The following is an 18,024-nucleotide window of genomic DNA, read 5'->3' on the forward strand; positions in this document are numbered from 1 at the left end:
TCACCCTACCCACGCCCCGCGCCGGAACACCGGGTCAGACGGGCGTGCTGAGGTGCGGGTGGGACCGGGCGCGGGAGAGGATGGCGGCATGGGACGGGCGACAGACCGGCGTGGCGTGCTGCGGATCGCCCTCGGGGCGGCGGACGACCGCCGGGACCGGGTCCGCCGGCAGGACACGCTGGCCGTGGAGGAGCCGCTGGAGATCCGGGTCGGACCGGCCGGCCCCGGCCGTCGCCGGCCGCTCGCGGTGACCATGCGCACGCCCGGCGACGACCTGGACCTGGCCATCGGCTTCCTGCTGACCGAGGGGCTGATCCGGTCGGCGGAGGATGTGCACACCGCGCAGCTCTGCTCCGGAGCGGAGACCCCCAACACCTACAACGTGGTCGACGTGGTGCTCTCCCCCGGCGTGCCGGAACCGGCCACCGACCCGGCACGCAACTTCTACACCACCAGCTCCTGCGGAGTGTGCGGCAAGGCGAGCATCGAGTCGGTCCGCACCCGCTCCCGGTTCGCCGTACGGGAGGACCCGCTGGAGGTCACCGCCGCACTGCTGGCCGGGCTGCCCGACCGGCTGCGTGCCGCGCAACGCGCCTTCGACCGCACCGGCGGCCTGCACGCGGCCGGGCTCTTCACCCCGGACGGCGAACTGCTGACGCTCCGCGAGGACGTGGGCCGGCACAACGCGGTGGACAAGGTGATCGGCTGGGCCACCCGGTCGGACCGGCTGCCGCTGGCCGGTCACGTCCTGCTGGTCTCCGGCCGGGCCAGCTTCGAGCTCACCCAGAAGGCGTGGATGGCCGGCGTGCCGCTGCTCGCGGCGGTCTCCGCGCCCAGCACGCTCGCCGCCGAACTGGCCGAGGAGGCCGGGATGACGCTTGTCGGATTCCTCCGTGGCCCGACCATGAACGTCTACACCGGGGCGCAGCGCGTGCCTCGCTGAGGCGGCGGCACAGCGACCCGGCCGCACGTCGGCGCGGACGGCACCACTGCCTCCGGCCCAACGGCGCGGACGGCACCACTGCCTCCGGTTCAGCGGCGCGGACGACGCCGGCGGCGGCGTAGGACCGCCGGGCCGGCGACACCCGGCCAGCCGTCCAGCTCGGACGGGGCCACGCCACGGCGGAGCGCGTCGTCGAGGAGCACCGCGAGGGAGTAGTCGGGATCCGTCGCGAGCACCCGCTCCAGGGCGACGGCGGCCAGCGCGCCGTGCCCGGACCGCCAGGCGGCGAACGCGAGCAGCGTTCCGGGGGCCGCGGTCAGTTCGGGTTCGGCCCGTCGGAGCACGTCGGTCCACAGGCTGATGTCCGTGTCCCGGCCGTCGGTGCGGGACCAGGCGTGGTCGCGCACCACGAGGTGGGTGAGGAGCACGGTCAGCCAGGCCACCTCGTCGTCGGTGAGTCGCTCACCGTGCCGCTGCCGGCGAAACGCGGCCCGTACCGCCGCCGTGCCGGCCGCCCGCACGGCCCGCGTCCCGTCGGACCGGAGACCACCGGACTCCGCACCGCCGGGCGAGGGGTCACCGGACGCCGCACCGCCCGGTGAGTGGCCGTCGGGCGGCTCCCCGGTGAGTGCGGCCAGCCGGCGGCGGGCCCGCACGGTGGCCTGGCGCATCGCGAGCCGGACCGGGCCGCCGAACGGCGACACCTGGGCGGCCAGGGCGGCGCGGTCGGGCAGGGCGACCTGACCGGCGAAGACGGCCGCCGCGCTGACCCGGCTCGCGGCCGGGTCGTACGGCGTGCCCTCCACCGGGCAGCAGGTGGGCTCGTCGCAGAGGTACGACCACCAGCGACCGTCCGTCACCCGGAGCGCGTCGAGGACGATCAACCCCGCGTCGTCCAGCGCCGCGCCCACCGCGTCCACCACGCCGGTGACGCGGGTGGCCGGGCCGAAGCCGATGACCGTCGCGGCGTCGGCGTCCTGCCGGGCCACCACCTGCGCCAGGTGCCGGGCCGCCGGGCCGGGGTCGACACCCGGCTCGGGGAGGTCGCCGCGGGCCGCGAACACCACCCGCCGGCCCCGCACCGCGACCACCACCACGCTGTCCTCCGGGTGGAAGCCGAGCAGGTAGGGCACGGCGGCGACGAGGTCGGCCGGGGAGCGGACGGAGAGGCGGGGACGCTCGGTGGAGTTCATGCCGGGAGCGTGCGGGGGGCGCCGCCGCCGCGACAGGCCCTGTTGACGACACGCGGCTCATCCACAACCACCGAACGTATCGGCCCAGGTGGGCGGCGTCCGCCACCGGCCACGGTACGACAGGGCCGACGTCTGTCCCAGGTACCGGCTACCTTGCGCTCATGGACCTGGCGTACCTGCGGGCACACCCGGAGCACCTGCCGACCTTCCTGACCCACCAGCGGATCCGGGAGACGCCGGTCTCCGGCGGTGAGATCTGCGCCGCCTCGCGACTCACGCTCGACGACGGCCACTCCGTCTTCGCGAAGACCTGGCCGGAGCGGGCGACGCGGCCGGTGCCGGAGGGCTTCTTCGCCACCGAGGCGGCCGGTCTGCGGTGGCTGCGCGAGGCCGACGCGGTTCCGGTGCCGGAGGTGCTGGTCGCGCTGCCGGAGCTGCTGGCGCTGGACTGGGTGGAGCCGGGCGAGCCGGGCCCGGAGGCGGCGGAGGCGTTCGGCCACGGGCTGGCCGCGCTGCACCGGGCCGGCGCGCCCGCGTTCGGCGCGGAGTGGACCGGGTTCATCGGCGCGCTGCCGCAGGACAACACGCCCGACCGGGGGCCGTGGCCGGAGTGGTTCGCCCGGTGCCGGCTGCTGCCGTACCTTCGAATGTCGGTCGACGGGGGCGCGCTCACCGGCGCCGCGACGGCGCTCGTCGAGCAGGTCGTCGACCGGGTCGGCGAGTGGGGCGGCGACGAGCCGCCGGCCCGGCTGCACGGCGACCTCTGGCCCGGCAACCTGCTCTGGGGCACCGACGGCCGGGTCTGGCTGGTCGACCCGGCCGCGCACGGCGGCCACCGCGAGACCGACCTGGCGCAGCTCGCGCTCTTCGGTGGTCCGCCGCAGTTCGAGCGGATCCTGTCCGCCTACCAGGAGTCCTGGCCGTTGGCCGACGGCTGGCGGGAGCGGGTGCCGCTGCACCAACTGCACCTGCTGCTGGTGCACACCGCGCTGTTCGGGGCGGCGTACGCGGAGGCGGTGGTCTCCGCCGCCCGTGCCGCGCTCGGCGGCGTCCGACGCGCTACGGTCGACGGATGACCGCCCCCCGGACGACGGCAGACGGGGTCCTCACCGACCGGTTCGGCCGGGTCGCCCGGGACCTGCGGGTCTCGCTGACCGACAAGTGCAACCTGCGCTGCACCTACTGCATGCCGGCCGAGGGCCTGCCCTGGCTGGCCGGCCCGCAACTGCTCACCGACGACGAGATCGTCCGGCTGGTCGGAGTCGCGGTGCGCCGGCTCGGCGTCACCGAGGTGCGCTTCACCGGCGGTGAGCCGCTCATCCGGCCCGGCCTGCCCGGCATCGTGGCGGCCGTGGCCGCGCTGTCGCCCCGGCCGCGCATCTCGCTGACCACCAACGGCATCGGTCTGGCCCGACTCGCGCCGGCGCTGCGCGCGGCCGGGCTGGACCGGGTCAACGTCTCGCTCGACACGCTCGACCCGGCCCGGTTCGCCGCGTTGACCCGGCGCGACCGGCACGCCGACGTGCTCGCCGGCTTGGCCGGCGCGGCGGAGGCCGGGCTGACCCCCGTCAAGATCAACGCGGTGCTGATGCGCGGCGTCAACGACGACGAGGCCCCGGCGCTGCTCCGGTTCGCCCTGGCGCACGGCTACGAGCTGCGGTTCATCGAGCAGATGCCGCTGGATGCCCAGCACGGCTGGGACCGCTCGACCATGGTCACCGCCGACGAGATCCTGGCCGCCCTGCGCGCCGAGTCCGCGTTGCGGCCCGACCCGACCGAGCGGGGCGCCGCGCCGGCCGAGACCTGGCTGGTGGACGACGGTCCGGCCAAGGTCGGGGTGATCGCCAGTGTGACCCGGCCGTTCTGTGGCGACTGCGACCGCACCCGGCTCACCGCCGACGGTCAGGTGCGCAACTGCCTCTTCGCCACCGACGAGTCGGATCTGCGGGCCGCGCTGCGGGCCGGCGCCGACGACGAGGAGTTGGCCCGGCGCTGGCGGGCCGCGATGTGGGGCAAGCGGGCCGGGCACGGCATCGACGATCCGACCTTCCTCCAGCCGGCCCGGCCGATGTCCGCGATCGGAGGTTGACCGTGGAGTTGACCGTCCGTTATTTCGCCGGTGCGCGGGCCGCCGCCGGCCGGGCCGAGGAGACCGCATCCGCCGGCCGGTCGCTGGACGAACTCCTCGACGACCTGTCCGCCCGCCACGGTGACCGACTGGCCGTGGTGCTCAAGGCGGCGAGTTTCCTGGTCGACGGCGTCGCCTGTCATGATCGTCAGGCACCGTTGCCGGCCGGGGTCACGGTGGACGTGCTGCCACCCTTCGCGGGCGGCTGAGGGAGGCCGACGTGCTGGCGATGGCGACATTCGTGGGTTTCGTCGTGCTCGTGATCGGGCTGATCCACTACTACCTGTGGCGGCGGCTGGTCCGGGACACCACCCGTCCGGGGCGGGCCCGCCGGGTCGGGGCGGCGGTGGCGGTCCTGCTCGCGCTGCTCGTGCCGGCGACCATGGCCGGCACCCAGAACGGCTTCTACTGGCTGGCCTGGCCGGGCTACGTGTGGCTGGCCCTGATGTTCTACCTGCTGGTGCTGCTGCTGGTGCTGGAGGTGCCGACCGCGGTGACGCGGCTCGTCCTGCGCCGCCGGGCCCGGTCGGTCACGTCCCCGGGGCCGGCGGCCGAGCCGGCGCTGGTCGGCGCCGGCACCTCCGCCGCGGCACCCGCCGAGGCCGGTGACCCGCCGCCGACCAGCGACGCCGGCAACCCACCGCCGTCCGTCGATGCCGGTGACACCCCGCCCGGCCGTCCCGGTGACACTCCGCGCGGGGCGCCCGGCCGACCGGCCGGCGGCGCACCCGTGGACCACGACCCGTCCCGCCGGCTGCTGCTCGCGCGTGGCGCGGCGATCTTCGCCGGGCTCACCGCCGCCGGTGTCACCGGGTACGGCGTCCGCACCGCGATGGGGCCGCCCCGGCTGGACCGGGTACGCATCCCATTGGCGAAGCTGCCGCGGAGCATGGACGGGCTGCGGATCGCCACCGTCTCCGACATCCACCTCGGGCCGCTGCGTGGCCGGGCGCACACCGAGCGCATCGTCGCCATGATCAACCGACTGGACGCCGACCTGGTGGCCGTGGTCGGCGACCTGGTCGACGGCTCGGTGGCCGAGCTGGGCCGGGCGGCCGAGCCGCTGCGTGACCTGCGCTCCCGTTACGGCAGCTTCTTCGTGACCGGCAACCACGAGTACTACTCCGGCGTGGAGGAGTGGGTCCGCGAGGTGGACCGGCTGGGCCTGCGGGTGCTGCAGAACGAACGGCAGGAGATCCGGGCCCGGGGTGGCGTGCTGGACCTGGCCGGCGTCAACGACGTGACCGCCGACGGCACCGGGCTGGCCGCGCCCGCCGACTACGCGGCCGCGCTCGGCGACCGCGACCCGAGCCGCCCGGTGGTGCTGCTGGCGCACCAGCCGGTGGCCGCGCACGAGGCGGCGAAGTTCGGCGTCGACCTCCAGCTCTCCGGGCACACCCACGGCGGTCAGATGGTGCCGTTCAACCTGGCGGTGAAGCTCCAGCAGCCGGTGGTCTCCGGTCTGGGCGAGGTGGACGGCACCAAGGTCTACGTCACCAACGGGGCCGGCTTCTGGGGGCCGCCGGTGCGGGTCGGCGCCCCGCCGCAGGTGACGCTCGTCGAGCTGCGTGCTCCCTAGCGGGTCGGGGGCGCGCCGTCCAGCACCGCATTGCTCAGGTCACGCGTACGCGTGGCGGCGGGCGGGTAGGCAAGCGGACGTGACAGGATGCGGCGTGCCTCCGTTCAGTGCCGCACCCCCCGGTGGCCTCCCGCCCTACGTCGCGGATCTGCACATCCACTCGAAGTACTCCCGCGCGTGCAGCCGTGACCTGACGCTGCCCAACCTCGGTTGGTGGGCCCGGCGCAAGGGCATCGGGGTGCTCGGCACCGGTGACTTCACTCACCCCGCCTGGTACGACCACCTGCGCGAGACGCTGCACCCGGCCGAGCCCGGCCTCTACCGGCTGTCGCCGGAGGCGGAGCGGGACATCGCCCGGCGGCTGCCGCCCCGGCTGGCCAGCGAGGCGAAGGCGGACCCGGTCCGGTTCATGCTGAGCGTGGAGATCTCCACGATCTACAAGCGGGACGACCGGACCCGGAAGGTGCACCACCTGATCTACCTGCCGGACCTGGATGCGGTGGGCCGGTTCAACACCGCGCTGGGCCGGATCGGCAACCTCGGGTCGGACGGCCGGCCGATCCTCGGGCTGGACTCCCGCGACCTGCTGGAGATCACGCTGGAGGCAAGCGCGGACGGCTTCCTGGTGCCGGCGCACATCTGGACGCCCTGGTTCTCCGCGCTCGGCTCGAAGTCCGGCTTCGACGCGATCGCCGACTGCTACGCCGACCTGGCCGAGCACATCTTCGCGGTGGAGACCGGGCTGTCGTCCGATCCGGAGATGAACTGGCGGGTCGGCAGCCTGGACCGCTACCAGTTGGTGTCCAACTCGGACGCCCACTCACCGCCGGCGCTGGCCCGGGAGGCCACCGTCCTGACCGCCGACCGCGACTACTTCGCGATCCGGGAGGCGCTGCGCACCGGGGACGGGCTGGCCGGCACCGTCGAGTTCTTCCCGGAGGAGGGCAAGTACCACGCCGACGGGCACCGGCTCTGCGGCGTGAACTGGTCGCCGGAGCGGACCCGCGAGGCGGGCGGACGCTGCCCGGAGTGCGGCAAGCCGCTGACCGTGGGCGTGCTCAGCCGCGTCGAGGCGCTTGCCGACCGGCCGGCGGGGCACCGGCCCGCGCACGCCCGCGAGGTGGCCCACCTGGTGCCGTTGGCCGAGATCCTGGGCGAGATCAACAAGGTGGGTGCCCGGTCGAAGAAGGTCGAGGGCAAGCTCAACGAGCTGGTCGCGGCGCTCGGCCCGGAGTTGGAGATCCTCACGCGTACCCCGGTGGAGGAGATCGGCCGGGTCGGCGGCGAACTGCTCGCGGAGGGCATCGGCCGGCTGCGTCGCGGCGAGGTCCGCCGGGTGCCGGGCTACGACGGCGAGTACGGCGTGATCACGCTCTTCGACCCGGCGGAACTGGGCGCTCCGGGCGGCGGGGCCGGTCAGGAGACGCTCTTCGACGTACCCGTGCCCGTGCCCGCGCAGCGGCGGCCCACGGAGCCGGCGCCGAAGCCGAAGGCCAAGCGCCCGGCGGCGGCCCGGCCGGAGCCGAAGCGCAAGCCGCCCGCGCCGCCGCTGGCGCCGCCGCCCTCCCCGCACGAGCCGTTCGAGCCGATGCTCGCCGGCATGGAGGAGGTCGGCACCGGCCTGCTGGACCGGCTGGACGCGATGCAGCGGGTGGCCGCCTCCGCGCCGGGTGGCCCGCTGCTGATCGTGGCCGGTCCGGGCACCGGCAAGACGCGCACGCTGACCCACCGGATCGCCTACCTGTGCGCGGAGCTGAACGTCTTCCCGGACCAGTGTCTGGCGATCACGTTCACCCGCCGGGCGGCCGAGGAGCTGCGGCATCGCCTCGACGCGCTGCTCGGGCCGGTCGCCGAGGACGTCACGGTGGGCACGTTCCACGCGCTCGGGCTGACCGTCCTGCGGGAGAACGCGGCGGCGGCCGGCCTGCCGGCGGAGTTCCGGATCGCCGACGACGCGGACCGGACGGCGGCCCGGGCGGAGGCCGGCGAGGACGACGAGCGGTACGTCGCGCTGCTGCGCAAGCGGGACCTGGTCGACCTGGACGAGCTGCTCACGTTGCCGGTGGCGGTGCTGAAGGGGGACCGGAAGCTGGTCCGGGAGTACCGCGAACGGTGGAAGTGGATCTTCGTCGACGAGTACCAGGACGTCGACGCGGTGCAGTACGAGCTGTTGCGGCTGCTCAGCCCGCCGGACGGCAACCTGTGCGCGATCGGCGACCCGGACCAGGCGATCTACTCGTTCCGGGGCGCCGACGTGGGCTACTTCCTGCGCTTCTCGCAGGACTTCACCGACGCCCGGCTGGTGCGGCTGAACCGCAACTACCGGTCCTCCGCGCCGATCCTGGCCGCCGCCGTGCAGGCCATCGCGCCGTCGTCGCTGGTCCGGGGCCGTCGGCTCGACCCGGCCCGGCTCGACCCGGAGGCGCCGCTGGTCGGCCGGTACGCCGCGACCTCGGTGGCCGACGAGGCCGACTTCGTGGCCCGCACCGTCGACGAGCTGGTCGGCGGCCTGTCCCACCGGTCGCTCGACTCGGGGCGGATCGACGGGCGGACGACCACGCTCTCGTTCTCCGACATCGCCGTGCTGTACCGCACCGACTCGCAGGCCGCGCCGATCGTGGACGCGTTGACCCGGGCGAACATCCCGGTGCAGAAGCGCTCACACAACCGGCTGCGGGACCGTCCGGGCGTGGCGGCCATCGCCCGCGAGCTGCGGCACGCCGGCCTGGACGGCTCCCTGACCACCCGGGTACGCGAGGCCGGCCGGCTGGTGGCCGAGCGCTTCGCCGTGCCCACGCTCGACGGTTCCGGCACGGTACGCCCCGACGACGTCCGCAGCGCCGTGGACCTGCTCACGCCGCTGGCCCGCCGCTGCGGCGACGACCTCGGGCTCTTCCTCAGCCAGCTCGCCACCGGTGCGGAGGTGGACGCGCTCGACCCGCGCGCCGAGGCGGTCACGCTGCTCACCCTGCACGCGGCCAAGGGCCTGGAGTTCCCGGTGGTGTTCCTGGTCGGCGCCGAGGACCGCCTGCTGCCGCTGCGTTGGCCGGGCACCGAGCCGGACGACGACGCGGTCGCCGAGGAACGCCGGCTCTTCTTCGTCGGCCTGACCCGGGCGCAGGACCGGCTCTACGTGAGTCACGCCGCCCGGCGTACCCGGCACGGTGCGGAGCGGGACACCCGCCCGACCCCGTTCCTCGACGCGATCGATCCGGCGCTGTTCGACCGGCTGGGCGCGGCGGAGCCACGCCGCCCCAAGGACCACCAACTCCGCCTGATCTGAAAGGCCGGGCCCCCCGTTAACGCCTGCGGTAGAGGCGGGGCCCCCTATTAACTGCTCGGTGTTGAGCGAGGGCTCGGCGGCATCGGGCGCGGCGAGCCGAGCCGGCTGAGGATCAGGTGAGGACGGCGGCGAGCCAGGTGCCGGCCAGGATCGCCGGGCCGAACGGCAGCGGTGTGTCCCGGCGGATCCGACCGGCGGCGAGCAGGACGAGGACGGTCACGCCGGCGAGCAGGTGTGGGAGGAACAGCCCGAGCCGGAGCGCCGGCCAGCCGAGCCAGCCCAGGGGGAACCCGAGCGCGGCGGCCAGCTTCACGTCGCCGAAGCCGAGCCGGACACCGGGCAGCAGGGCGAGCAGCAGATAGCCGCCCAGGGAGAGGCCGACCCCGACCAGGGCGGTCGTCAGGCGCCCCGGCTCGCCGGCCACCAGCGCGGTCGCCGGCAGGCCGAGCCCACCGCCGAGCGCCACCGCGCCGACCAGCGGGTCGGGCAGCCGCAACGCGCTCAGGTCGGTCACCGCGAGCACCAGCCCGACGGCGGCGACCAGCAGCAGCGCCGGCAACCCGGGCTCGTCCCCGCGCGCGACGGCCAGGGCGCCGTACACCACCGCCCCGACCACGGCCACGGTGCACCGCCGTGGCCCGACGGCCGGACCGCCGCACCCCACCGCCCACCGCGCCCTCGGGGCGCCCGCCTCCGCCCGCCCGACCCCGGTGAACCGGCGTGGCGCGGCGCGGCCGACACCGACGGCGCGGCGGCCGATCGGCACCGCGGCCAGACCGGCCAACGCGCCGAGCACCGCCGTTCCCGCCACCGTCACCGCCGACACGGGCCGGGACGCTACCGGCCGGCGCGTCTCCGGGCGGCCCCGTCGCCGGCAGCCGGCGGGGTCCGGGCCGTCCCGTCGCCGCCGGCAGCCGGCGGGGTGCGGCTCGGCCGCTCGGTGCTCACCACCACGGCGACGCCGGCCACGAGCACCGCGCCGCCGAGGAGCACCTGCGTGGTGACCGGCTCGGCGGCGAGCAGCGCGCCGAGCGCCACCGCGACCGCCGGGTTCACGTACGCGTACGTGGAGACCAGCGAGATCGGCGCGTGGGCGAGCAACCAGACGTACGCGGTGAAGGCGACCAGCGAGCCGGCCACCATCAGGTACGCCAGCGCCGCCCAGGACCGCCCGGTCACCTCGGCGGGGTCGAAGTCGGCCAGCTCGCCGCGTCCGGCCCCGATCAGCAGGAGCGCCAGCGCGCCGGCCACCATCTCGTAGACGGTCGCCACGAACGGGTCGGCCGGCATCCGGATCCGCCCGGACAGATAGGAACCGATCGACCAGCTCGCGGCGGCGGCGACCACGGTCAGCGCGCCCGCCAGCGGCACCCCGTCCACGCCGTCACGGGGCAGGACGAGCAGGACGAGCCCGACGAAGCCCAGCGCGACGCCGGCGAACGTCCACGGGCGGGGTCGGTCCCCGCCGACCGTACGCAGCACCACCACCAGCAGCGGGACGGTGGCGATCAGCAGGGCGGCGACCCCGGAGGGCACCGCGTCGCCGGGCGGGCCGGACTCGGCGAGCACCACCAGCCCGTTGCCGCCGGCCAGCAGCAGCACCCCGACCAGCGCGGCCGCGCCGAGGCGACGCGGTGGCACGCGCAGCGCCCCGGGCCCGCGACGGAGCCGCAGCACGATGGCGAGCACCACGGCGGCGGCGGCGAACCGCATCGCGGCGGAGGTGAGTGGCGGCAGGGATTCGACGGCGATCCGGATGCCCAGGTAGGTCGAGCCCCACAGCAGGTAGACCAGCGCCAATGCGGTCCAGACCAGGGCGGCGCGGACCGGCGGCACCGGGGAGCCGGCGACGTCCGGCGTACTCGGGGGGCGTGAGCTCATCGTGGGACCACGCTACGGTGACCACGGCGTCGGCGTCCCGTGTTGGTGGCCGGCCTCTCAGCACCGGCTACACAGGAGGCGTTCATGTCGAACTTCGGACCACCGGGCGGCGGCGCACCCGAGCCGTGGCGGGGACGACGCCCGGACGACGGCTACGCCCCCGATCCGCACCACGACCCGGCGCCCGGCGGCCCGCAGTACGGCCCGCCCGCGCAGTACGGCCCGCCGCAGGAGCAGTACGGCCCGCCCCAGCAGTACGGGCCACCGCCCGAGCAGTACGGCCCGCCCGCCCAGCAGTACGGGCCACCGCACGAGCAGTACGGCCCGCCCGCCGAGCAGTACGGGCCACCGCAGGAGCAGTACGGCCCGGGCGCCGCGCCCCGTCCGGGTTATCCGGCCGGTCCCGGCTACCCCGGCCAGGTGCCCTATCCCGGGCAGCAGCCCTACGCCGGCGGGCAGCCGTCGTACGGCGCGGCGCAGCCCTACGCCGGCGGGCCACCGCCGTACGGCGCGGGACAACAGCCCTACGACGAGCCGACGCCACCGAAGCGGGGCAGGGGCCCGTGGCTGGTGGTGGTGATCGTGCTGGCGGTGCTGCTGCTGGGCGGCGGCGGGGCGTACTGGCTGCTCGGCCGGGACGGGGACGAGCCGACGGCCGGGACGACGGCGACCACCGCGCCGGCCCCGGCGCCGACCTCGGCGGCGCCGAGCGATCCGGCGGAGGCGACGCCCACCACGGCGGCCCCGGCCTCCTCGACCGATCCGCGGTTCGTGAAGGCGGGCCAGTGCGTCGCCAACCAGGGCGGTGGCGCCCAGCCGAAGCTGGTGATCGCCGACTGCGCCCCGAAGACGTACGAGGTGCTGCGCCGGATCGACGGCGCGACCAGCGGAAAGAAGGACGCCGAGGCCAAGTGCGGCAAGGTGGCCGGCTACACCGACTGGTACTTCTTCGACAGCGAGCTGGACACGCTCGACTTCGTGCTCTGCCTGAAGCGTCGATAGGCCGCTAGCCGACTCTAGGGCTGTCTGGGGTGGACGCTAGAGAGACCTAGATTCGACTCGACGCCGACACGCGGTAGCCGCCTCTACGCGCGTCTAGCCTGGTCACTAGACGACCGGATACTGTGCGAGCGTGGATCCGGTCCGCAACCCGTACGCTCCCGGCGCCGGTCAGCGCCCGCCCGAACTCGCCGGGCGGGGGCGGGAGCTGGACGTCTTCGACGTGGTGCTGGAACGCATCGCCCGGGGCCGGCCGGAACGCAGCCTGATGCTCACCGGCCTGCGTGGGGTCGGCAAGACGGTGCTGCTCAACACGCTCCGGTCGGAGGCGATCAACCACCTCTGGGGCACCGGCAAGATCGAGGCCCGGCCGGACCAGTCGCTGCGCCGGCCGATCGCCGCCGCGCTGCACATGGCGGTCCGCGAGCTGGCCCCCCGACACCGCGCGCCGGACCGGATCGACGGCTTCCTCGGCGTGCTCAAGGCGTTCGCGCAGCGGTCCGCGCCGGCCGGGCGGGCCGGTACGGCGCCGAAGCTGCGCGACAGGTGGCAACCGGGCATCGACGTGCCGGCCAGCAGCGGCCGGGCCGACTCGGGCGACATCGAGATCGACCTGGTCGAGCTGCTCAGCGACGCGGCGGCGGTCGCCACCGACGTGGGCACCGGCATCGCGATCTTCATCGACGAGATGCAGGACGTGGGCGCCGAGGACGTGTCCGCGCTCTGCGCCGCCTGCCACGAGCTGTCCCAGCTCGGCGCGCCGCTCATCGTGGTCGGCGCCGGGCTGCCGCACCTGCCGGCCGTGCTCAGCGCCGCCAAGTCGTACTCCGAACGGCTCTACCGCTACCAGCGGATCGACCGGCTGGACCGGATCGCCGCCGACCAGGCGCTGTGCGCGCCGGCCGAGCGGGAGGAGGTCGAGTACGAGCAGAAGGCGCTCGACCTGCTCTACGAGAAGTCCGGCGGCTACCCCTACTTCGTCCAGGCGTACGGGAAGGCGACCTGGGACCACGCGCCCCGCTCGCCGATCACCGCCGCCGACGTGCGGGTCGCCGCGCCCGAGGCGGAGGCGGAACTGGCGGTGGGCTTCTTCGGCTCCCGGTTCGAGCGGGCCACCCCGGCCGAACGGGAGTACATGCGGGCCATGGCCACGCTGGCGCTGGTGGACGGCGAGGAGGGCGCCCGGGACGACATGGACGCGGCGGTGCCCACCGCCGAGATCGCCCGGTCGCTCGGTCGCAAGCCGGCCAGCCTCTCCCCGGCCCGGGACGCGCTGATCAAGAAGGGCCTGATCTATTCCGGCGAGCGGGGCACGGTCGCGTTCACCGTCCCGCACTTCGGCCGCTACCTGCGCACCCAGCCGGCCTGAGCGGCGGCCGGGCCGGCGGGTGAGCGGTGCCCACCTTGGCCACGACTGCGGGGCTCGCAAGCTCACTCCTCGCGTGGCCGGTCAGACCCGTGACCAGGGCGACGGGAAGACCACCTCACCGGCCGGCGGTGGCGGCTCCTCGCCGGTGGACGGCGGCAGCACCAGCGCCTGCCACGGCTCTCCCAGCCCGGACCACGGGCTGGTCAACCCCAACCGGTCCGCCGGGCCGAACCCGAAGCGCCGGTAGTACGCCGGGTCGCCCAGCACCACCACGAGCCGTTCCCCCAGCTCGGTGGCGGCGTCGAGCGCCGCCTGCACCACCGCCGTGCCGTGCCCGACGCGCTGCCGGTGCGGGGCCACCGCCACCGGCCCGAGCGCCAGCGCCGGCCAGCCACCACCGTCGGCGCGGACCCGCACGCGGGTGAGCAGCGCGAAGCCCACCACCTCGCCGCCGTACTCGGCGACCATGGCCAGCTCCGGGATCCACGCGGCACTGTGCCGCAGCTCCTCGACCAGGCCGACCTCGGGCGGGGTGGTCACGTCGGGTCGGGCGAACGCGGCGGCGAGCACCCGGGCCACCGGCGTTTCGTCGGCCGGGTCCTCCGGGCGCAGTCGCAGCGTCGTCACCCGCGCGACCTTACCGAACGCAACCGGTCCATCCGCGACGGTCGCTGAAATCGATACCGGACGGACGTCGATACCTTTCGTGTGTTGCACGGGTGACCGGCCCCCGGACGGGGTAAGACTGAACCATGAAGCCCGTGCGCTCCCTCGCCCGAGTCATGTTGAGCGGCATCTTCGTGGTCAGCGGCGCCCGCAACCTGCGCAACGCGGAACGGCTGGCGCCCGCCGCGAAGCCGGTCACCGACCGGGTCGCCCCGCTGATCCAGAGCCTGCACCCGCGCATCCCGACCGACACCGAGACGCTGATCCGGGCCAACGCCGCCACCCAACTGGTCGGCGGTCTGATGCTGGCCACCGGCCGGTTCACCCGCCCGGCCGCGCTCGTCCTGGCCGGCACGCTGCTCCCGGCGACCGCCGCCGGTCATCCCTTCTGGAACAACGACGACCCGACCGAGCGCAACAACAACCAGGTCCACTTCCTGAAGAACCTCGGGCTGCTCGGTGGGCTCCTGCTCGCCGCCGCGGACACCGAGGGCAAGCCGGGCCTGCGCTGGCGCGCCGGCCACCGGATCGACCACTCACGCCGGTCGGTCAAGCGCGCGGTCCGCACCGCCCGCCGGGAGGCGAAGATCGCCGTACGCTCCGCGGCGACCGCTCGCCGGATGCCCGGCTGACCTGCGTTCGCACGGCCCCCACCCCCGCAAGGCCACCAATCACCTGAACCGTCCGACACCCGTTAACGCGGTGGAAATGTCGCAAACACGTGTGGGATCGGACACGGTCGCGTAACGCGGGAGGCAACATCGTGAGGCACCGTTCTAGGCTCCGTTCTGGACCTGGACGGGCACGACGACCTTGGTACGGGGGTGGCCACGCCATGCCGACGACAGTCGGTAGACGGACCAACCGCCTCCCACCGGCGCCCCGCGTCGTCCTCGGGGTCGACCAGCGGCTCGTGGTGCGCATCGGCATCGTGGCCGCCGTCTCGTACGCGGCCTGGCTCGCGATCGGCGCCTTCGGCCGGCCGTACAACTTCTTCGACATGAAGATCTACCACGGCGCGGTGCTGTGGTGGGCCAACGGCAACGAGCTGTACGACTTCGTCGCCCCCTCGACGACCCTCGGCTTCACCTATCCACCCTTCGCCGGCCTGGTCATGCTGCCGATGTCCTGGCTGCCGGTGGACGCCGCCGGGTTCGTCAACGCGCTGGCCAGCATCGCTGCGCTCGCGGTCGTGCTGGCGGCGTTGCTGCGTCCCATCGTGGACCGGCTCGGCTGGTCGCTCTGGTTCACCGTCGGCATCGCCACCCCGCTCGCCGTGGCGATCGAGCCGTCCCGCGAGACGCTCGGCTACGGCCAGGTCAACCTGCTGCTCTTCGCGTTGATCATGGCGGATCTGGTGGGCCTGCGGTGGCGCGCCAAGCGGGGCACCCACCACGAGACCGCCGAGTCGCCGCTGGCCCGCTTCCTCTACAGCGGCGCCTGGGCCGGCGTCGGCATCGGGCTCGCCACCGCCGTCAAGCTCACCCCGGCGCTGTTCATCGGCTACCTGATGCTCACCCGGCAGTGGCGGGCCGCCTGGATCGCGGTCGGCACCACGATCGGGGTGACGCTCGCGACGTTCGGTGCGGTCGGCGAGGAGTCCCGCGCGTACTTCACCAGCGTGCTGTGGCAGACCGAGCGGGTCGGCGCGGCCGACATGACCGCCAACCAGTCCCTCGCCGGGCTGCTGGCCCGGCTCTACGACTCGATCGAGACGCCCGGGCTGCTCTGGCTCGCGTTCTCGGTGCTGGTGCTGGCGCTGGGGCTGTCCCGGGCGATCAGCGCCCGCACCGACGGCGACGAGTTGACCGCGTTCACGCTGGTCGGGCTCACCGCCAACGTGATCAGCCCGATCTCCTGGTCGCACCACCTGGTCTGGGTCATCCCGGCGATCGTGGTGCTGGCCGACGCCGCGGTACGCCGCCGCGAGGCCAGCCGCGGGCTGCCGCTGCGGAACAGCGGGCCGACCCCGGCGACCGGCGTGCCCGCGCTGCGCCCGCCGATCTGGTACCCGACGCTGACCGGGTTCCGGCACGCGGCCGGCGCGCTCGGGCTCTATCTCCTCTTCCTGATCTCACCGATCTGGCCGTACGAGCACCAGCTCCCCGAGGTGTCCCACTACCAGGACGGCCTGTTCGGCGCGCTGATGGAGAACTCGCTGGCCATCGCGTTGATCGTGCTGGTCGCGGCGCTGCCCTGGCGTCCCGGTGCCGAGCCGGCGTTCTACCACGACCGGTTGGGCCGTACGGCCCCGCTCACCGCCCGGCGCTGACCGGCCCGGCTCAGGGGCAGTTCACCCACTCCTCGGTGCCGTCGTCGAAGACCTGCCGCTTCCAGATCGGCAGCCGCGCCTTCACCTCGTCGACGAGCCGGGCGCACGCCGCGAACGCCGCCGCGCGGTGCGCGGTGCTGACGGCGGCGACCAGCGCGACGTCATCGATCTCCAGCGGGCCGATCCGGTGCGAGACCGCCACCGCGTGCACCGCCGGGTCGGCGGCGATGTCGGCCGCCACCTCGCGCAGCACCGCCTCGGCGGTGGGGTGACCCTCGTACTCCAGCCGGGTGACCGTCCGCCCGTGGTCGTGGTCACGGACCACGCCCTGGAAGGAGACCACCGCACCGGCCCGCCGGTCGGCGACCGCCGCCTCGTGCGCGGCCAGGTCGAGCGGCTGGTCCGTCACCGCACCCAGCACCACCCGCGTCTCCACAGTCATGAGCGTTCTCCTGGAGTCAGGGGCAGCGGCACCAGGGGAACCCGGTCACCGGCGGCGCCGCTGGTGCCGGGCCGGATCACCGCGAAGCCGTCCGCGCCGGCCAGCCCGCGCAGCATCGCCGAGCCGACGTGCCGCACCGGGTGCGCGGTGCCGGCGACCCGGTCCCAGCGGGCCAGCGCCAGGTGGGTGTGGTCCCCGCGCCCGGGCACCGGCTCGGCGAGGGTGACCTGCGGCAGCACCGGCATCGGCCGGCCGGTGAGACCGGCGAGCAGGGGAGCGACAAGCGAGACCAGCGCCACCACCGCGGACTGCGGATTGCCCGGCAGGCCGGCCACGAAGCGCACCCGGCCGTCGCCGTCGACCAGCCGGGCGAGCAGCATCGGGAAGCCGGGACGCACCGCCACGGTGTTGACCACGTAGTCGGCGCCGAGCGCCTCCAGCGTCGGGTGCAGGTGGTCCACCGGGCCGTGCATGGTGCCACCGGTGGTGCAGACCAGATCGGCGTTGGCGAGCGCACCGCGCAGGGCCGCGACGTGCGCGGGCAGCGTGTCGGCGACCGGCCCGACGACGTCGCCGCCCCGCACCTGGCAGCCGTAGCGGCGTAGCCAGGCCGGCACCGAGGGGCCGAGCGCGTCACGCACCCGGCCGGCGCCGGGCGGGCCGGAGGTGAGCAGCTCGTCGCCGAAGACCAGCAGCGCGGCCCGGGGCGCGCGGCGGACCCGCAGCGTGTCGTGCCCGCAGGAGGCGGCCAGACCGATCACCGCCGGGTCCACCGGCGTGCCGGCGGGCAGCAGCTCCTCCCCGCGGTGCGCCTCCTCGCCCGGCTCGCGCCACTCCGGCTGGGGTCGGGGCGTGCCGGTCACCCGACCGTCCACCGTCCGGGTCGAATCCTCGATCCGGAGGATCGCGGTGGTGCCCGCCGGCACCATCGCGCCGGTGGCGATCTCCACGGTGGTGCCGTCGGTGTCCAGCGGCGACGCGGTGTGCCCGGCCAGCAGCCGGCCCACCACCCGCCACGGCCCCGGGCCGCGCACCGCCCAGCCGTCCACGCTGGAAGTGGGGAACGCCGGCAGGTCGGTGCGGGTGGTCAGCGGCTCGGCCAGGGTGTGCCCGTCGGTGTCGGCCAGCGGCCGGTTGACCGCGGGGAGCGCGGCAGAGAGCCCGACCGCGTACACCCGGGAGCGGGCCTCCTCCCACCCGGCCGGCGGAGGCGTGCCCACCTCGACGGCGGCGGCTTCGGTTTCCGTGCTCATCCGGCGAGCCTAGCGC

At 75.0% G+C, this 18,024-nt stretch carries 16 protein-coding genes; 10 read left to right on the forward strand and 6 right to left on the reverse strand.

Translation table 11 applies throughout. The features are described from left to right. Positions 1 to 88 precede the first annotated feature (88 nt). Complete coding sequence (gene fdhD, locus OG767_RS00895) at positions 89 to 943, forward strand: formate dehydrogenase accessory sulfurtransferase FdhD (protein WP_405091741.1); 855 nt, start codon at positions 89 to 91, stop codon at positions 941 to 943. Between the two features lie 89 nt (positions 944 to 1,032). On the opposite strand, the gene OG767_RS00900 is transcribed toward fdhD, so the two are convergent. Next, the gene (locus OG767_RS00900) at positions 1,033 to 2,136 is read right to left on the reverse strand and encodes a DUF4192 domain-containing protein (protein ID WP_405091742.1); all 1,104 of its coding nucleotides are present in this window, start codon (positions 2,134 to 2,136) and stop codon (positions 1,033 to 1,035) included. Positions 2,137 to 2,297: 161 nt separating this feature from the next. Between OG767_RS00900 and OG767_RS00905 the strand changes: the two genes are divergently transcribed. The 5 genes from OG767_RS00905 (at position 2,298) to OG767_RS00925 (ending at position 9,126) form a co-directional block, all read left to right on the forward strand. Beyond that, the gene (locus OG767_RS00905; protein ID WP_405091743.1) at positions 2,298 to 3,212 is read left to right on the forward strand and encodes a fructosamine kinase family protein; all 915 of its coding nucleotides are present in this window, start codon (positions 2,298 to 2,300) and stop codon (positions 3,210 to 3,212) included. After that, the gene (moaA, locus tag OG767_RS00910; RefSeq protein ID WP_405091744.1) at positions 3,209 to 4,225 is read left to right on the forward strand and encodes a GTP 3',8-cyclase MoaA; all 1,017 of its coding nucleotides are present in this window, start codon (positions 3,209 to 3,211) and stop codon (positions 4,223 to 4,225) included. Before OG767_RS00905 ends, moaA begins: the two co-directional genes overlap by 4 nt. 2 nt (positions 4,226 to 4,227) lie before the next feature. Continuing rightward, positions 4,228 to 4,473, forward strand: a complete 246-nt coding sequence (locus OG767_RS00915; RefSeq protein ID WP_107156430.1) for a MoaD/ThiS family protein — start codon at positions 4,228 to 4,230, stop codon at positions 4,471 to 4,473. An 11-nt stretch (positions 4,474 to 4,484) separates the two neighbouring features. Next, positions 4,485 to 5,843, forward strand: a complete 1,359-nt coding sequence (locus OG767_RS00920) for a metallophosphoesterase (protein ID WP_405091745.1) — start codon at positions 4,485 to 4,487, stop codon at positions 5,841 to 5,843. Positions 5,844 to 5,937: 94 nt separating this feature from the next. After that, the gene (locus OG767_RS00925) at positions 5,938 to 9,126 is read left to right on the forward strand and encodes a UvrD-helicase domain-containing protein (protein WP_405091746.1); all 3,189 of its coding nucleotides are present in this window, start codon (positions 5,938 to 5,940) and stop codon (positions 9,124 to 9,126) included. A gap of 112 nt (positions 9,127 to 9,238) precedes the next feature. Here the strand turns inward: OG767_RS00925 and OG767_RS00930 are convergent, their stop codons facing one another. Further along, positions 9,239 to 9,952 (reverse strand): prepilin peptidase, encoded by a 714-nt coding sequence (locus tag OG767_RS00930; protein WP_405091747.1) that lies wholly within the window; start codon positions 9,950 to 9,952, stop codon positions 9,239 to 9,241. Between the two features lie 11 nt (positions 9,953 to 9,963). Then, positions 9,964 to 11,007: an EamA family transporter gene (locus OG767_RS00935; RefSeq protein ID WP_405091748.1), complete on the reverse strand. Its 1,044-nt coding sequence runs from the start codon at positions 11,005 to 11,007 to the stop codon at positions 9,964 to 9,966. 84 nt (positions 11,008 to 11,091) lie between these two features. Between OG767_RS00935 and OG767_RS00940 the strand changes: the two genes are divergently transcribed. Together OG767_RS00940 and OG767_RS00945 are read left to right on the forward strand one after the other, a co-directional pair. Beyond that, positions 11,092 to 12,009 (forward strand): flagellar basal body protein FliL, encoded by a 918-nt coding sequence (locus tag OG767_RS00940; RefSeq protein WP_405091749.1) that lies wholly within the window; start codon positions 11,092 to 11,094, stop codon positions 12,007 to 12,009. Positions 12,010 to 12,139: 130 nt separating this feature from the next. Continuing rightward, positions 12,140 to 13,375: an ATP-binding protein gene (locus OG767_RS00945; protein WP_405091750.1), complete on the forward strand. Its 1,236-nt coding sequence runs from the start codon at positions 12,140 to 12,142 to the stop codon at positions 13,373 to 13,375. Between the two features lie 81 nt (positions 13,376 to 13,456). Here OG767_RS00945 and OG767_RS00950 read toward each other — a convergent pair whose 3' ends face one another. Beyond that, complete coding sequence (locus tag OG767_RS00950; protein ID WP_405091751.1) at positions 13,457 to 14,002, reverse strand: GNAT family N-acetyltransferase; 546 nt, start codon at positions 14,000 to 14,002, stop codon at positions 13,457 to 13,459. Between the two features lie 125 nt (positions 14,003 to 14,127). Here OG767_RS00950 and OG767_RS00955 point away from each other — a divergent pair, with 125 nt between their 5' ends. Continuing rightward, positions 14,128 to 14,673 (forward strand): DoxX family protein, encoded by a 546-nt coding sequence (locus OG767_RS00955; RefSeq protein ID WP_405091752.1) that lies wholly within the window; start codon positions 14,128 to 14,130, stop codon positions 14,671 to 14,673. 203 nt (positions 14,674 to 14,876) lie between these two features. Further along, on the forward strand, positions 14,877 to 16,313 hold the full coding sequence (locus OG767_RS00960) for a glycosyltransferase 87 family protein (protein WP_405091753.1): 1,437 nt from the start codon (positions 14,877 to 14,879) through the stop codon (positions 16,311 to 16,313). A 10-nt stretch (positions 16,314 to 16,323) separates the two neighbouring features. Here OG767_RS00960 and OG767_RS00965 read toward each other — a convergent pair whose 3' ends face one another. Together OG767_RS00965 and OG767_RS00970 are read right to left on the reverse strand one after the other, a co-directional pair. Next, entirely contained in the window at positions 16,324 to 16,755 is a 432-nt protein-coding gene (locus tag OG767_RS00965; RefSeq protein ID WP_405091754.1) for a molybdenum cofactor biosynthesis protein MoaE, read from the reverse strand. Further along, positions 16,752 to 18,008: a molybdopterin molybdotransferase MoeA gene (locus OG767_RS00970; protein ID WP_405091755.1), complete on the reverse strand. Its 1,257-nt coding sequence runs from the start codon at positions 18,006 to 18,008 to the stop codon at positions 16,752 to 16,754. The genes OG767_RS00965 and OG767_RS00970 overlap by 4 nt, the downstream gene beginning before the upstream one ends. Positions 18,009 to 18,024: the final 16 nt, after the last annotated feature.

It is taken from the genome of Micromonospora sp. NBC_01392, from assembly GCF_045040125.1.
Classification (GTDB): domain Bacteria; phylum Actinomycetota; class Actinomycetes; order Mycobacteriales; family Micromonosporaceae; genus Micromonospora.

What these genes read in the sequence shown, in the direction of transcription:
- fdhD (WP_405091741.1), top strand. Translation starts at nt 89, where the DNA reads ATGGGACGGGCGACAGACCGGCGTGGCGTGCTGCGGATCGCCCTCGGG.
- OG767_RS00900 (WP_405091742.1), bottom strand. Translation starts at nt 2,136, where the DNA reads ATGAACTCCACCGAGCGTCCCCGCCTCTCCGTCCGCTCCCCGGCCGAC.
- OG767_RS00905 (WP_405091743.1), top strand. Translation starts at nt 2,298, where the DNA reads ATGGACCTGGCGTACCTGCGGGCACACCCGGAGCACCTGCCGACCTTC.
- moaA (WP_405091744.1), top strand. Translation starts at nt 3,209, where the DNA reads ATGACCGCCCCCCGGACGACGGCAGACGGGGTCCTCACCGACCGGTTC.
- OG767_RS00935 (WP_405091748.1), bottom strand. Translation starts at nt 11,007, where the DNA reads ATGAGCTCACGCCCCCCGAGTACGCCGGACGTCGCCGGCTCCCCGGTG.
- OG767_RS00940 (WP_405091749.1), top strand. Translation starts at nt 11,092, where the DNA reads ATGTCGAACTTCGGACCACCGGGCGGCGGCGCACCCGAGCCGTGGCGG.
- OG767_RS00955 (WP_405091752.1), top strand. Translation starts at nt 14,128, where the DNA reads ATGAAGCCCGTGCGCTCCCTCGCCCGAGTCATGTTGAGCGGCATCTTC.
- OG767_RS00960 (WP_405091753.1), top strand. Translation starts at nt 14,877, where the DNA reads ATGCCGACGACAGTCGGTAGACGGACCAACCGCCTCCCACCGGCGCCC.
- OG767_RS00965 (WP_405091754.1), bottom strand. Translation starts at nt 16,755, where the DNA reads ATGACTGTGGAGACGCGGGTGGTGCTGGGTGCGGTGACGGACCAGCCG.
- OG767_RS00970 (WP_405091755.1), bottom strand. Translation starts at nt 18,008, where the DNA reads ATGAGCACGGAAACCGAAGCCGCCGCCGTCGAGGTGGGCACGCCTCCG.